Consider the following 13,847-nt stretch of genomic DNA (forward strand, 5'->3'; position numbering starts at 1 on the left):
TTCTTGTCAATCTCTTCTATCCAAATCTTTCTGGATCAGTTCCAGATAATGAACGAAAATATCCCGAAAGCTCCGGATTCTCCAGGCTTTATCAACTTCCTCATAGGTAAAGCTTTTACGTCCTCCATCCTCCATCCGTTTCCAGAACCGTTTCAGCTGGTCAAAGGTCAGGTAATAGATTTCATTCTTCTGGGTATAGGATAAAATGATAAAGGCAATTCCTCCCTGACTTTCAAATTCTTCCATAAAGGCTACCTGATGAGGATGAATGTTCTGAAGGGGAAAGGTGCACGCCGAACATTCTTTTGCGTCAAAGCAAATCGGTATCCCCTGGACGGCCCCAATATAGTCCACCGTACTCTTCTGGTCAAAATAAGCCAGTGTAATATGGCGGCTTTCCTTATCAATGGAAATGGGCGTGATGGGCGTGGGTATTTTCTGAATCAAAGCCAGGCCTTTTTCCCGGTAGCTTTCATTGCTCCGGTTGATCAAATCCTCTAAGGCAGAGCCTCTTAATCCTCTTGTATTCCAGGTTCCCATCTTTCTATCTTACCTCCAATCCTTGCATATCTTTGAAAAGGTTTTTGGCAGAGGCGCGAAAAAGCTTTGTCCCGATAAATAGGAAAGAGGCTCCGGAAGTTCCGGGAAAATCACCTGGTAAGAATGAAGAAGCTGGGAATGGATATGGTAAAGCCTCTTTGCTTCTTCATTGACCCTGCTGTCCCCATACTTATAATCTCCTGCAATGGGGTGCCCGATGGAAGATAAATGGGCGCGGATCTGGTGGGTACGTCCTGTGATCAGCGTAATCCTTAAAAGCGTATATCCTTCATGATATTGAACCGGTTCGTATTCTGTTACAATAGGGACACTTCCTGGTACCTGCTGCTTATGAACTGTCACCTGATTGGAAGCCTCTGACTTTGTCAGATAGCCTGTGATCACCTGTCTTTCTGAAATCTTTCCCTTTACCACGCACTGATAATACTTGTGAATGCTCCGGTCCTTAAAGGAGGCAGACATGAGCTGAAGGCCCGCCAAGGACTTTCCTCCCACCACCAGTCCGCTGGTGTTCCGGTCCAGACGGTTGCACACAGAAGGCCGGAAGCTCCTTAGCTGTTCTGTGGATAACTGGCCGCTTGAAACCAGATAATCGATCATGTATTCCACCAGAGATTCATCCGATTCCCTGGCCTTCTGCGAGAGCATGCCTGCCGGCTTGTTTACCAGAAGAATGTGCTCATCCTCATATATAATGTTTAAAGATACCTTCTTTACCTCTGGAAGCTTTATCTGAGAAAATTTTCCAATGGTTTCATCGGAAAGAAAAAGCTTGACCTCATCTCCCTGTACAAGCTTTTCCGAACCGTCACACTTTTTTCCGTTTAAGGTGATATTTTTCTTTCTCATCATCTTATACAGAAAGCTTTTTTCTGCAAGATTCAAATATTTGGAAAGCAGCTTATCCAAACGCTGCCCTGCTTCATTTTGTGATACGATCAAAGACTGCATGATCTGTCCTTTCTGTGATTATTGCCATGAACTTTGGCAGGGCTAATCCCAAAGGGTATTTCTTTCCTGTCACTTACATGGACAGGCTTTTTAACAGGGAGGAGGCGCGCTCCACGCTGCCGTCATCCTTATACTCTGTTTCCGGTCCTAAGCCGGAAAGGAAGTTTAAAAACGCCTTTTCATCCAAAAAGAGCCTTACCTCCGGCTTCAGCTGATGGCTGAGAAACATATCCTTAAAAAAACATTCTGCCTTCTCTTTATCCACTCTTTTGGCCGTACAGTAAACATAGACGCCGGAAGGATGAACCGCGGCCACATCCACCGGCAGGACTGCATCCCTGGAGGTGATGATCAGATCATAAAGCAGTCTGACTTTTCCTTCATAAGAAGAAGCTTTTATATAAAGCTCCTCCGGCAGGGTTTTATACCTCCAGGCTGCTAATAGGGGAGAAGCCCCATTAGCAACCGGAAGCACGGAAAGAACCGCCGTGATGGTCAGGATGTTTTTCCAGGATGAACCATCAACCAGCCCCCGGGCCAAAAGCTGTGCCAGGATCAGGACCGCCCCTGCAAGGATCTTTCCAAGTTCTGCCTTTTTATGATAATTACGATAACCGTACTGTCCCTTCCTGTATCGTTTCACTTTCGTATTCCTCTTCCTTTGCCTGCTTTTGTCAATGGGATAGTCACAATGACCAAGGGTCACAGCGCCCCCGCCTCACCGGGCATAGTCTTCATAAGCCTTTTCATAAGGCTGAAAATGGCAGTGTGAGGTACTGTTTTGCATAAAAGCCGGAAGGTTTTCATGGTGGTTCCATAGACAGAAACCGGACGGCCCATCATGCTGTCCCGCAATGCAAGGCGCACTACCTTCCTGGGATCAGCCATCATCAGCCGCTTGTAAAGAGGGATCTGTCCTGTGGTCTCTGCAATATCGAAAAATTCGGTCTTTACTGGTCCCGGGCATACTGCCGTCACATAGATCTCCTTTTTTTTCAGTTCTTCATTCAGTGCCCTGCTGTAGCTTAACACAAAGGATTTTGTGGCCGAATAAATGGCAAAACCAGGCTGGGGCAAAAAGGAAGCAGAAGAGGAAAACTGTATGATCCTGCTGTTCTTCGACATGTAGGGAAGAACCATATGGGTCACCGCACAAAGGGCCCTGCAGTTTAAATCCACCATGCCCATCTCATCCCCTAAGTTTATTGTTCCCACATCACCGATCTTTCCATAGCCTGCCGCATTGATCAGCCACTTTACCTCCGGTTTTTCCTTCATCAGGAGATCTTCTAAATCTGTCAGCCGGCTTTTATCCGTCAGGTCAATGGCAAAGGACCGGACCCTGACAGGAACAAGAGGGGATAATTCCTCCAGCCGTTCTTTTCTCCTGGCAATGGCCCATATTTCTCCGATCCCGCTGAAACGGTCGGCAATCTGCATAATAAACTCTCTTCCCATGCCGGAAGACGCACCTGTCACAATGGCAATCTTCATAATCAATTCCTTCTTTTCTTTTATTGTTGTCCTCATGCTCCGGGCAGAGCCCTCCCCCGCTTTGGATACCCAATGAGTACTTCTGTCAAGCGGATATTCGCAATCCGCTTCGCTACTTGCTCATAACCGAATAGCAGCTATCGCTGCTTGATTCGGTTAAATTAAGGAGTTTTACTTTTTTCCTGCCTTTTTATGAATGTTCCTTATGGTCTTTTTCTTTGGTTCCCGGCGGCCTTCCGCTTCCCTGGCTCCTGTTTTCTTCCCGCTGCTGTAATTTTTCCCTGCTTTGCTGTCTGAAAAACCTCCCGGAGCACTTATTTTCGGACGGATCAGGGATTTTTTATCATACCCGATCAAATCCGTACGGCCTGCCAGCCTTAAGGCTTCGGAAACCAGTTCATAGTTTTTCGGATTCCTGTACTGGATCAGAGCCCTTTGCATTGCCTTTTCATGGGGATTGACTGGCACATACACCTTTTCCATGGTGCGGGGATCATATCCGGTATAATACATGCATGTGGATATGGTGGAAGGTGTTGGGTAAAAGTCCTGAACCTGCTCCGGCATATAACCTAAATCCCGTAAATATTCCGCAAGCTCAACGGCTTCTGAAAGCCCGGAACCTGGATGGGAGGACATTAAATAAGGGACAAGATACTGCTTCATGCCAAGCCGCCCATTCATATCGTTATATTCCTTTACAAACTGGCGGTACACTTGATTCCTGGGCTTGCCCATTTTGGAAAGCACCTTATCAGCAACATGCTCCGGGGCAACCTTTAATTGTCCGCTCACATGGTACTGGCAAAGCTCCTTTAAGAACTTTTTACCAGGCTCGGCCAGCACATAGTCAAACCGGATACCGGAACGGATGAATACCTTTTTTACCTTTGGTAAGTTTCTTAATTTTCTCAACAGTTCAATATAGTCCGTGTGATCCGCCTTTAAATTCTTGCAAGGCTCCGGAAACAGGCACTGCCGGTTGGGGCAGGCTCCCTTTGTCATCTGCTTATCACAGGCCGGAGACCGAAAATCTGCCGTAGGTCCTCCTACATCATGGATATATCCCTTAAAGTCCGGCTCCTCCGTTAAAAGCCTTGCCTCTTCCACAAGGGAATCATGGCTTCTGGCCTGTATGATCCGGCCCTGATGGAAAGTGAGTGCACAAAAGCTGCAGGCACCAAAACACCCTCGGTTGCTGATCAGGCTGAACTTGATTTCCCGGATGGCGGGCACTCCCCCAAGCTCCTCATAGGAAGGATGATAATTCCTCATATAAGGAAGGGCGTATACCTCATCCATCTCCTCCATGGAAAGAGGCTTTGCAGGAGGGTTCTGAACCACAAACAGATTGTCCTTATAAGGCTCTGCCAGGCGTTTTCCTGTAAACGGATCTGTGTTGTTATACTGAATGTAATAGCTTTTTGCATATTCCAGTTTATTAGCCTTCATCTTTTCAAAAGAAGGGAGGATCAGAGCATCGTATACGGATTCCAGACTGTCCGTCTTATAAACAGTGCCGTCTATAAAAGTGATATCCTTGATGTCAATCCCGCTGTTTAAAGCATCTGCAATTTCCACAATGGATCTTTCCCCCATCCCATAGGAGATTAAATCCGCCTGGGAATCGATCAGGATGGAATGCTTTAGCCGGTCCGACCAGTAATCGTAATGGGCCAGACGCCTTAGACTGGCTTCAATGCCGCCGATGATAACAGGCGCCTTTTTATATACGGACCGGATGAGATTGCAGTAAACCGTGACAGCATAATCGGGGCGCTTTCCCATAACTCCCCCCGGCGTATAAGCATCCTGCTGTCTGCGCTTTTTTGAAACAGAGTAATGATTTACCATGGAATCCATGTTGCCGCCTGAAACCAGAAATCCAAGGCGGGGCTCCCCTAAAACCTGGATGCTTGCCCGGTCTTTCCAATCCGGCTGTGATATAATGCCCACCTTGTATCCATGGGCTTCCAAAAGCCGGCTGATGATGGCATGGCCAAAGGACGGGTGGTCCACATAGGCATCACCGGTGACATAAATAAAGTCACATTGCTTCCACCCTCTGATATTCATATCGGACCGGCCCATGGGAAGATAATCGTGGATCATGATTTTACTCCATTTCTATTTAGTATCTGGTGATAGTCGTATATAAAATAGTCGGCCAGCTGCCGCTTTTCCTCTTCCATCTCTCTGGAAAATTCATCGTCAATGGCACAGACCGTCATTCCTGCCCGTTTTCCTGCCATGATCCCGGCAGGAATATCCTCAAAAACCAGACAGTGAGCCGGAGGCACGGAAAGCTCTCCCGCTACCTTTAAATAGATATCCGGTGCAGGCTTTCCGGCAGTCACCTCGCAGGAGGTAGCCACTACTTGAAAATATTGCCCGATATTTAAAGAATCAATCACCGCATCCACCATCTGTCTTCCGTTGCTGGTGGCAATTCCGGCCTTTAATCCCATTTCAGCAATATATTTGAGAAATTCACCTGCTCCCGGCTTTAGCCAGACCTCATTCCGGTATTTTTCAATGGACATATCCGTCCACACACTCTTGATTTCATCTAAGGATTCCTTCAGTCTGAAACGCTCTTTAAAATAAAAAGCGGTTTCCGTAAAGCTCATCCCCTCAATATCTTTTTGCAAATCATCCGGACAAACAAGTCCTCTGCTGCCAAGAAATTCTATATCAATGGATTTCCACATCCACATGGAATCAACCAAAGTCCCATCCAGATCAAAAATAACAGCTCTCTTTTCCTCTAACATCCTCTGCTTTTGTCTCCCTTTCCTTAATCTTGCCCATGTCCTTTGGGCATAAAGGTATACCCGAAGGGTGTTTCCTTAATCTTACCCACGTACGTTACCATGACTTTTTAATTTCCGGATCTCTTCTTCTGAAAGCGGGCGGTATTCTCCCGGCTTCAAAACCTCATCAAGTGCAAGGCTTCCCATGGACATCCGCTTTAAGTATACCACACGGCACCCTAGAGTTTCAAACATCCGCTTCACCTGATGGAATTTTCCTTCCCGAATGGTCAGAAGGATTTCGGAAGGTTCTTCTTCCTTTCCCTGCTCCAGAACTTTCAAATAAGCAGGCATGGTAACTGTACCATCAGAAAGCACCAGCCCTTCCTCCATCCGCCTCTTTGCGTCAGCCGGAAGCTCTCCTTCGATCCGGGCAAAATAAATCTTGTCCACATGCTTTTTCGGAGACAGAAGCTGATGGGCCAGATCTCCGTCATTGGTGATGAGAAGAAGTCCTTCCGTATCAATATCCAGCCGCCCCACCGGAAAAAGATCATCCCGTTTCCGATCCCCTATGAGACTTATCACGGTTTCGTAACGGGAATCCTCAGTGGCAGATACCACACCCTGAGGCTTGTTCAGCATATAGTATTCATACCGGACATAAGACACCAGACGTCCATCAACAGTTACCTGGTTCTGCTCCGGATGGATCTTGCGTTCCGCCCTTTTCTCAGGGATTCCGTCTACTGAAATCCTGCCTTTTCTGGCCATTTCCTTAATCTGGCTTCGCGTTCCTTCTCCCATTTCTGTTAAATATTTATCAAGTCTCAGTTCCTTCATCACTGCCACCGCCATCCCGGATAGTATTTATTTTTCAGCACGGCCCCGCTTCCCTTGGCAAAGCCCAATGGAATACCTTCCACGCAGACTAAACACCAGCCTTTTATCGGCCCCTCTTCTTCCTTTAAAAAGATGGTCTCCCCTTTTAAATAGCGGATCACTCTCTCATCCTGCTTTTTCCAGGAAACGGTCTGTTTGAACTCTTCCGGTTTTAACGCCATGGCAAAGGCCTGCCCCGGTTCAAAACGGCCTTTCTTCATTTCTCCCAGCAAAAGTCCGGTCCTGAGATAACGAAGGCCGTTAGCATTCTCCGGGAAGTATTCCGGAAGGTAGTAAACAACATCATTCTTTATCCGGATGCGGGAGCTCTCCAGAGGTTTTGAAACCATGGAAAGGAAATCAGAAAGCTCCTGAGGAAGAGGAAGCTGTTTCATGGACTTATTTCCATGGACCTCATGTCCTGCCTGAGATCCTTTCTTTTTCAGCAGTGCCATAAAATGGCCTTCTCCTCTGATCTTATGGGGAAAGAGGCGCAGACAGCTTAAAAGACCGATCCCTCCGCTTGCCCCTTCAAAAAGAGGAAGCCGGATCAGCTCCATTTCCTCATGGCGTTCCAGGGTCCGGCTGATGATATCCTCATTTTCACAGACTGAAAACGTGCAGGTGGAATATAAAAGAAGCCCGCCGGCCGCCAGCATGTCTACCGCCTGGTCCATGATCTCTTTTTGGATTTCTGCATAATACTCCGGCCCGCGTTCCTCATAGCTTTTCACCATATCAGCATCCTTGCGGAACATGCCTTCTCCTGAGCAGGGAGCATCAACCAGTATTTTATCAAAAAATTCACCGAAGGCTTCCTTTAATTTCTTTGGTTCCTCGCTGGTGACACAAATGTTCTCGATCCCCCATAATTCTAAGTTCTTAAGCAATGCCTTTGCCCTGGAATTGCTGATGTCATTGGACACTAAAAGTCCCTGACCCTTCAGCTTTGCCCCCAACTCCGTGCTTTTCCCTCCGGGCGCTGCGCACAGATCAAGGACCTTGTCTCCCGGAACCACGTCCAGCAGACTTGCCGGCGTCATGGCGCTGGGTTCCTGGAGATAATAAAGCCCGGCGTAATAGTAAGGATCTTTGGCCGGACGTTCTTCTCCTTCATAGTAAAAACCGTTATGGATCCAGGGAACGGACTTAAGCTTAAGGGTTGTCATTTCTGCAAATTTGTCAGGGCTTATTTTAAGGGTATTGACCCGCAGCCCGTAAAGCCGTTCCTCTTCAAAGCTTTTTAAGTACGCCTCATACTCCTCTTCCCCTAATAAATCTTTCATCCTGTTTAAAAATTCTTCCGAAATCTTTCGTTCTTTCACGTTGTCGCTCCCATCTTGTTTCAAGGAAGTTCGATTCGCCTTTGGCTCCTCGGATGGCTTTTTTGCAAAATTCAGGGTGTGCCCCTGCCTTAAGTAAATCATGCCTATGGAAATAATCTTAATATAGCTTGCGGAAATTTGCAAGGCAAGTCATCTTTTTGTTTTCATAAATATAGCTAATACGAATATTTCAGCCGGTATTTCTCCAGATATTTTAAGACCCAGTAGGGATTGACACTCATCTCATCATTATGGTCGGTCCGCAAATAAATTCCCACGTGCAAATGGACCGGGAAATTGCCTGTGGTCCCCTCCACCTGACTGTAGCCGGTGTCCCCCATAAATCCCAAAAGCTCCCCTGCCTTTACTTCGTCCCCTTCCTTCCACTGTCTGCTGTAGCCGTAAAGATGGGCATAGTACAGATACGCGCCTTTAGGAGCCCGTATCCCGATCCTCCAGCCGCCCTTTTCCAGCCACCCCACCTTTTCCACCACCCCGTCGCTCATACTGACCACCGGATAATGTCCTCTGGGCTGGTCTGTTCCCATAATATCGCAGCCTTCATGTCCCCGTTCGCCTCCATAGGTCCTGGCTTCCATCCAGCCGTTTTGATAGCTTATATCCGGGGAACCGGAAAGAGTGGTCAATGGTATGGGGAAAAATTTCAAATCATTTAAAAGTATTTCATAGGCCTGGCGGAGCTTCCGGTACTCCGCTGGCTTTACCTTTAAAAGTCTGTCCGTATGGGTATCCTTGTCTGTGACCCCAGTTAAATCATACTGGTGCTCCACCATTAAGGATGTCAAAGTATCATAATCAAGAGAATCCCATTCCGCCACCATTTTTCCAAGCTTTAAGCTCCTGAAATCATCACTTTCCCAGGTATAAGCATCCAGCTGGTAAAATGTAGGATTATTGTACAGATAATCGATCATGGTCACCTGGAAAACGGAAAGGATCAGGATGAAAAGAAGAATCACCATCATATCAGTCATGCCATTTCATATAATTGTATAAAACAATCTATTCAGGTGTACATGAAAAAATCCTTTTTCCGTCTGCTTTCCGTTGCCGCTTTAATCCTGCTGCTCCGTTTTCCGTCTACAGCCTTTGAAGGAGCGAGAAACGGACTGGTTTTATGGGGCTCTGTGGTGGTGCCCACCCTTCTGCCCTTTATGATCTGCTCCAATGTCATCGTGGCCTTAAATGCCATCCGCATCCTTATTTTCCCGGTAAGAAGGATCCTGCACCAGTTCTTTTGCCTCTCTGATGCGGGAAGCTATACCCTGATTTCCGGTCTTCTCTGCGGATATCCCATGGGAGCCAGGACCTGCAGCGATTTTATGGACAATAACCGTATTTCCGAAAAGGAAGGGAAATACCTTTTAGCCATCTGCAATCATCCCAGCCCCATGTTCCTGTTAGGTTATGCCGCCGGAGCTCTCCCGCCGTCACTGCCGGTCTGGCTCCTCCTTACCTGTGTGTACCTGCCCATATTCCCTCTTTCCATTGCAGCAAGGAGCTTTTATGGCATCAGCGGGCCGGCCGGATCTCTGCCTGTTACAAGAGAATCCTATAAATCCTTTGACGATAGCCTGATGGATTCCTGCGAGGTCATGGTAAAAATCGGAGGATATATTATGCTGTTTTCCATCCTGGCTCTTTACATAACAAAACTTCCTATAAATGTTCCTCAATATAAAGCCGTCATCCTGGGTTTTGTGGAGATCACCACCGGGATCAAGGCCGTTTCCCAGGCCTTTTCAGGAATATCAGGAGGCTTATGGATCGGGGTTGTGACCGCATTCGGAGGATTGTCCGGTATCTTTCAGACAAAGAGTGTTATAAAAAATGCCGGATTATCCATCCGGCACTATGTAACCTGGAAAGTGCTTCACAGCCTCCTTACCATCATACTTTTTATTCTATTGGCCCGTTTTCCTCTGGTCCTGCCGCGGGCGTAACAGCTCCTGTCAGCTCCTGGCGGTTAGAAGAGACGATATCATAGCTTGACTGCATGGAAGTCATAAAAGCGTCAAAACGGCCCTGGGCGCCTTCCATGGAATGGCTGATAATGGTCTGAAGACTTTTTAACATGTCGTCCGTATACTGAACAGAACTCTGCCTGATGCCATTGGCGTCGGCCACCGCCTGTTCCACGATCTGCTGGGCCTGTTGATTGGCCTGTTCAATGATATCATTGGCCTGGGCATATGCTTTCTGCATGATTTCATGCTCATTGACCAGCTCATTTGTCTGAGCATTGGCCTGGGCCAGAATGGAATCCGCCTGCTGACGGGCTTCATTCATAATTGCGTCACGGTTGCTGATAATCTTCTGATACTGCTTGATTTCATCGGGAATGCGCAGACGAAGTTCCACCAGAAGCTCTTCCAGCTCATCCCGGTTAACCACGATCTTGCTGTTGGAGAGAGGCTGGTACTTGCAGCTGTCAATATATTCTTCAATTTCACCGATTAACTGTTCAATTCTGCTCATCATAATACGAACACTCCTTACTCTTATTTCATTCTATCTTCCATCTTCTTCATTACACGCTGCGCGACACATGCAGGCACAAACGTGTTTATCTCTCCGCCATAGGCGGCTATCTCCTTCACAATGCTGGAACTCAAGTAAGAATATTTTAAATTCGTCGTCAAAAACACAGTATCAATCTCCGGTGCCATAACCCGGTTTGTCTGTGCGATCTGCAATTCATATTCAAAATCCGTTACAGCCCGAAGCCCGCGAATGACCGCATCCGCCTGATTAGCTCGTACAAAATCAACCAAAAGCCCTCCAAACGACTTTACCTCCACATTGGGAAGGTCTTTAGTAAGGCTCTTTAACATATTAACACGTTCTTCTACAGAAAACAACGGCGTTTTGGAATTATTATTTAAAACTCCTATGATTAAATGATCTGACATCCTGGCAGAACGTTCTATAATATCCAGATGACCAAAAGTCACCGGATCAAAGCTTCCCGGATACACTGCTTTTCTCATGTGGTCTCTTCCTTTTCTTTATGATTGCCTGTATGGTTTGGGCATTTGTTATGATTTTTTCCTTGATGCAAAGACGTGCTTGTTTGTTTTATAATCCTTTTCTCTAATGATCTGGTATCCCATTTCATCCAGATATTCAAAGGGGGTGTTTAAGGAGGCTTCCGTGATGATGGTTGTGTCCTCATGAATCAGCGGGGAATCGGACAGATACTGGAAAATCCGTTTTTCCCAGTCGTTATTATAGGGAGGGTCCATGAATATATAATCAAATACATGCCCCTTTCCTTCCAGCCTGCCTAGTCCTGTCATGACGTCACAGTTCATGACTATTGCGTCATCCTCCAGCTTTGTGGTCTTTAAATTTTCACGGATGCATTCCGCAGCTTTGGGATTTTGTTCTACCATGACTGCCAGACCGGCTCCACGGCTAAGGGCTTCGATTCCGATGGCTCCGCTTCCGGAAAACAGATCCAGAAAACTGCGGCCAGGCATGTCCCCTTGAATCATATTAAAAAGCGTCTCCTTTATTCTGTCTGTTGTGGGCCGGGTTTCCTGTCCCTCTATGGTTTTTAATATAAGCCTTCTGGCTTTTCCTGCGATTACTCTCATGATAGAATTCCTCACTTTGTTTTTACCGGTTGCTATGGTATAAGTCCGCAGTGCAGCGGGTGAATCCGGGGGATTCACCCGCTCACGGGCGTTCGCCCTATGAAACAGGATGTTTAAAGAGATTCTTACGTGCAGGCACGACGAATCTCTTTAAACATCCTGTTTCGCACTGCTCATTGCTTTCGTGGATATTATAGTATGAATTTGTGAGATATACAACCAAAAGTTGCGTTTTTACCTGGTCAATGTCCTGTGGTTGACGTATCAGGGCAACGCATTTATAAAAAAATGGAGCCGCAGCTCCCATAACTGATTGTCAGTTACGAATCTGCGGCTCCCGGTTTCCCTTCCGTTATCCGTGTTTACCGGACATGTTCTTTATTTCCGAAGGGTGTTTTTTTGTTTTTTACAGGTTTATTTGCCTGCCATCTGTCTTTCCTGGGCTTCGATCATCTTCTTGACCATATATCCGCCTACGGAACCATTCTGTGCAGATGTTAAGTTACCGTTATAACCGTTGGTTAACGGAACACCGATTTCGTTGGCAACTTCCATTTTAAAACGATCCATTGCCTCTTTTGCCTCTGGTACATTTGTAGTATTAGATCTTCCTGACATAATGATATGCCTCCTTTTCATCTATTCACCATGTTTTTGTTTTATTTAATTCATGGTGTGTTTTGTGCTACACTCCTATTATGGCAAGAATAGAATGAAATACACTAGAAGGTTTTTCGTAAAATGTTATTTTCAGGAAAAAAATTGAGCCTTCATAAATATTCTCATGCAGAAGGTCCATTACTCCTCATTTCCGGTCTCCAATATCTTTTCAATATTGGTTTTCACCAGCTGGAACGCAACCTCATTCATGCCGCTGTTTATGATCACATCCGCCAGAGGTTTTGTAGGCTCTACGTACAAATAGTGCATGGGTTTCACTGTAGTAAGATATTGCTCCACAACACCCTCAATATCCCGGCCTCTTTCTTTTACGTCGCGGATTACGCGGCGAAGGATACGCTCGTCGGCATCAGCCTCTACAAAAATTTTAATATCAAACATGCTCCTTAGGCGCTCATCTGCAAAAACCAGGATTCCCTCGACCAAAATAACCTTCTTAGGCTCCACCTTCACCTGCTTCTGAGAACGGTTGTGCATGGAATAATCATAAACAGGGCAGTCAACCGCCTTTCCATCCCGCAGCATCTGGAGCTGTTCCAGCAAAAGCTCTGTTTCAAAAGCTTCGGGATGGTCATAATTCATTTTCTTTCTCTCTTCAAAAGAAAGTTCATCCTGTTTTTTATAATAATTATCATGGTAAATCACCGCAATGTCATCGCCAAACGCAGCCTTCAGCCGGTTGGTAAAGGTAGACTTCCCCGAACCGGTCCCTCCGGCAATTCCAATTAACACACAATTCATCTTCCGTGCTCCTCCATTTATTTGCGGCATATGCTGTAAATCTTCATAAATAATCCAAGGGTTCAATTTCTTAAAAAGAATTGAACCCTTTGGACTGTTTACTCAAACATGTACGATTCCTCATATACAACCGTTTTTGGCTTTATTTCATTATAATAATTAGCTAAAGTAACCTTTGTATAAGGATATACATAAATGAAAGCCAGACCGCATGTGACAAGGCCTAAAAGCTGCCATAAAATAAAGGACAGTTCCAGAACAAAAAATTCCCATTTATGACCTGCCATCATTTCCTTGCTTTCCCGTATGCACTGCATCACGCCTTTATCCGGATCCTCAACCATAATAATAATGGCCTGTGAATAACGGTAGGCAGCAATAATTCCCGGAATGATGAGAAGCAGCGACCATAATATAGTAAGCAGAGACATCATCAAAACCAGCCCCATGGCTTTCAATAAATATCTTACGGAACCAAACAGATCTCCATATGACATAGTTTGATCCCTGTTTGCAACCTTTAAACAGTAAGACTGATACCCAAACTGGATAATGGTGCTAACAATAAAATAAACAATCATGAAAATAATGCTGCTTACCGCAAATGCTCCGCTCTGACCTATGTCCCCATAAGCGCCGGCATTTTCTATCATGCCTTCCCATATGTCCAGAAATCCCTGTACGGCGGAGAATACGATCGTAATAACTCCTAAAATTATTGTTACCATATAAGGACTTACAAGCGCCTCTCTCATGGCAGCCTTTGCATCCATTTTTAAAGCTTCTCTACTCATATAATTCCTCCTGTTTCCTTGCTGCGATTGGTTTTACGATGATAA

16 protein-coding genes are annotated in these 13,847 nt (G+C 45.9%); 1 reads left to right on the plus strand and 15 read right to left on the minus strand.

Annotated features, from left to right (window positions below; translation table 11 throughout):
* Positions 1 to 6: 6 nt before the first annotated feature.
* The 9 genes from K401_RS0124895 to K401_RS0124935 form a co-directional block, all read right to left on the minus strand.
* On the minus strand, positions 7 to 540 hold the full coding sequence (locus K401_RS0124895) for a Holliday junction resolvase RecU (RefSeq protein ID WP_024295496.1): 534 nt from the start codon (positions 538 to 540) through the stop codon (positions 7 to 9).
* A gap of 9 nt (positions 541 to 549) precedes the next feature.
* A complete protein-coding gene (locus K401_RS0124900) occupies positions 550 to 1,512 on the minus strand; it encodes an RluA family pseudouridine synthase (RefSeq protein WP_024295497.1) in 963 nt (320 codons plus the stop codon).
* Positions 1,513 to 1,585: 73 nt separating this feature from the next.
* Positions 1,586 to 2,155, minus strand: coding sequence for a hypothetical protein (locus K401_RS0124905; protein ID WP_024295498.1), 570 nt, complete (start codon positions 2,153 to 2,155; stop codon positions 1,586 to 1,588).
* A 59-nt stretch (positions 2,156 to 2,214) separates the two neighbouring features.
* Positions 2,215 to 3,006, minus strand: a complete 792-nt coding sequence (locus tag K401_RS0124910; protein WP_024295499.1) for an SDR family NAD(P)-dependent oxidoreductase — start codon at positions 3,004 to 3,006, stop codon at positions 2,215 to 2,217.
* A gap of 171 nt (positions 3,007 to 3,177) precedes the next feature.
* Positions 3,178 to 5,118, minus strand: a complete 1,941-nt coding sequence (locus tag K401_RS0124915; RefSeq protein ID WP_024295500.1) for a YgiQ family radical SAM protein — start codon at positions 5,116 to 5,118, stop codon at positions 3,178 to 3,180.
* Positions 5,115 to 5,780 (minus strand): HAD family hydrolase, encoded by a 666-nt coding sequence (locus tag K401_RS0124920; protein WP_024295501.1) that lies wholly within the window; start codon positions 5,778 to 5,780, stop codon positions 5,115 to 5,117. Before K401_RS0124920 ends, K401_RS0124915 begins: the two co-directional genes overlap by 4 nt.
* Before the next feature lie 81 nt (positions 5,781 to 5,861).
* Positions 5,862 to 6,602 carry a pseudouridine synthase gene (locus K401_RS0124925; protein WP_156945316.1) on the minus strand — a complete coding sequence of 247 codons (741 nt, stop codon included), beginning with the start codon at positions 6,600 to 6,602 and terminating at the stop codon, positions 5,862 to 5,864.
* On the minus strand, positions 6,602 to 7,966 hold the full coding sequence (locus K401_RS0124930; RefSeq protein WP_024295503.1) for an RsmB/NOP family class I SAM-dependent RNA methyltransferase: 1,365 nt from the start codon (positions 7,964 to 7,966) through the stop codon (positions 6,602 to 6,604). Before K401_RS0124930 ends, K401_RS0124925 begins: the two co-directional genes overlap by 1 nt.
* Before the next feature lie 176 nt (positions 7,967 to 8,142).
* Positions 8,143 to 8,952: a M23 family metallopeptidase gene (locus K401_RS0124935; RefSeq protein ID WP_034620521.1), complete on the minus strand. Its 810-nt coding sequence runs from the start codon at positions 8,950 to 8,952 to the stop codon at positions 8,143 to 8,145.
* A gap of 51 nt (positions 8,953 to 9,003) precedes the next feature.
* On the opposite strand from K401_RS0124935, the gene K401_RS0124940 reads away from it, so the two are divergent.
* Entirely contained in the window at positions 9,004 to 9,930 is a 927-nt protein-coding gene (locus tag K401_RS0124940; RefSeq protein ID WP_024295505.1) for a nucleoside recognition protein, read from the plus strand.
* On the opposite strand, the gene K401_RS0124945 is transcribed toward K401_RS0124940, so the two are convergent.
* The 6 genes from K401_RS0124945 to K401_RS0124975 form a co-directional block, all read right to left on the minus strand.
* Entirely contained in the window at positions 9,887 to 10,468 is a 582-nt protein-coding gene (locus K401_RS0124945) for a vacuolar family H+-ATPase subunit H (RefSeq protein ID WP_024295506.1), read from the minus strand. The genes K401_RS0124940 and K401_RS0124945 overlap by 44 nt on opposite strands.
* A 20-nt stretch (positions 10,469 to 10,488) precedes the next feature.
* Complete coding sequence (coaD, locus tag K401_RS0124950; RefSeq protein WP_024295507.1) at positions 10,489 to 10,977, minus strand: pantetheine-phosphate adenylyltransferase; 489 nt, start codon at positions 10,975 to 10,977, stop codon at positions 10,489 to 10,491.
* A gap of 48 nt (positions 10,978 to 11,025) precedes the next feature.
* Positions 11,026 to 11,586 carry a 16S rRNA (guanine(966)-N(2))-methyltransferase RsmD gene (rsmD, locus tag K401_RS0124955; RefSeq protein ID WP_024295508.1) on the minus strand — a complete coding sequence of 187 codons (561 nt, stop codon included), beginning with the start codon at positions 11,584 to 11,586 and terminating at the stop codon, positions 11,026 to 11,028.
* 414 nt (positions 11,587 to 12,000) lie between these two features.
* Positions 12,001 to 12,204, minus strand: coding sequence for an alpha/beta-type small acid-soluble spore protein (locus K401_RS0124960; RefSeq protein ID WP_013272630.1), 204 nt, complete (start codon positions 12,202 to 12,204; stop codon positions 12,001 to 12,003).
* A gap of 180 nt (positions 12,205 to 12,384) precedes the next feature.
* Positions 12,385 to 13,008 (minus strand): uridine kinase, encoded by a 624-nt coding sequence (gene udk / locus K401_RS0124970; RefSeq protein ID WP_024295509.1) that lies wholly within the window; start codon positions 13,006 to 13,008, stop codon positions 12,385 to 12,387.
* Positions 13,009 to 13,106: 98 nt separating this feature from the next.
* Positions 13,107 to 13,802, minus strand: coding sequence for a DUF975 family protein (locus K401_RS0124975; RefSeq protein ID WP_024295510.1), 696 nt, complete (start codon positions 13,800 to 13,802; stop codon positions 13,107 to 13,109).
* Between the last annotated feature and the right edge of the window lie 45 nt (positions 13,803 to 13,847).

Source organism: Lacrimispora indolis DSM 755 (assembly GCF_000526995.1).
Lineage (GTDB): Bacteria > Bacillota > Clostridia > Lachnospirales > Lachnospiraceae > Lacrimispora > Lacrimispora indolis.

What these genes read in the sequence shown, in the direction of transcription:
- K401_RS0124945 (WP_024295506.1), bottom strand. Translation starts at nt 10,468, where the DNA reads ATGATGAGCAGAATTGAACAGTTAATCGGTGAAATTGAAGAATATATT.
- K401_RS0124925 (WP_156945316.1), bottom strand. Translation starts at nt 6,602, where the DNA reads ATGAAGGAACTGAGACTTGATAAATATTTAACAGAAATGGGAGAAGGA.
- K401_RS0124935 (WP_034620521.1), bottom strand. Translation starts at nt 8,952, where the DNA reads ATGATGGTGATTCTTCTTTTCATCCTGATCCTTTCCGTTTTCCAGGTG.
- udk (WP_024295509.1), bottom strand. Translation starts at nt 13,008, where the DNA reads ATGAATTGTGTGTTAATTGGAATTGCCGGAGGGACCGGTTCGGGGAAG.
- K401_RS0124915 (WP_024295500.1), bottom strand. Translation starts at nt 5,118, where the DNA reads ATGATCCACGATTATCTTCCCATGGGCCGGTCCGATATGAATATCAGA.
- K401_RS0124910 (WP_024295499.1), bottom strand. Translation starts at nt 3,006, where the DNA reads ATGAAGATTGCCATTGTGACAGGTGCGTCTTCCGGCATGGGAAGAGAG.
- K401_RS0124900 (WP_024295497.1), bottom strand. Translation starts at nt 1,512, where the DNA reads ATGCAGTCTTTGATCGTATCACAAAATGAAGCAGGGCAGCGTTTGGAT.
- K401_RS0124960 (WP_013272630.1), bottom strand. Translation starts at nt 12,204, where the DNA reads ATGTCAGGAAGATCTAATACTACAAATGTACCAGAGGCAAAAGAGGCA.
- K401_RS0124975 (WP_024295510.1), bottom strand. Translation starts at nt 13,802, where the DNA reads ATGAGTAGAGAAGCTTTAAAAATGGATGCAAAGGCTGCCATGAGAGAG.
- K401_RS0124920 (WP_024295501.1), bottom strand. Translation starts at nt 5,780, where the DNA reads ATGTTAGAGGAAAAGAGAGCTGTTATTTTTGATCTGGATGGGACTTTG.
- rsmD (WP_024295508.1), bottom strand. Translation starts at nt 11,586, where the DNA reads ATGAGAGTAATCGCAGGAAAAGCCAGAAGGCTTATATTAAAAACCATA.
- K401_RS0124940 (WP_024295505.1), top strand. Translation starts at nt 9,004, where the DNA reads ATGAAAAAATCCTTTTTCCGTCTGCTTTCCGTTGCCGCTTTAATCCTG.
- coaD (WP_024295507.1), bottom strand. Translation starts at nt 10,977, where the DNA reads ATGAGAAAAGCAGTGTATCCGGGAAGCTTTGATCCGGTGACTTTTGGT.
- K401_RS0124895 (WP_024295496.1), bottom strand. Translation starts at nt 540, where the DNA reads ATGGGAACCTGGAATACAAGAGGATTAAGAGGCTCTGCCTTAGAGGAT.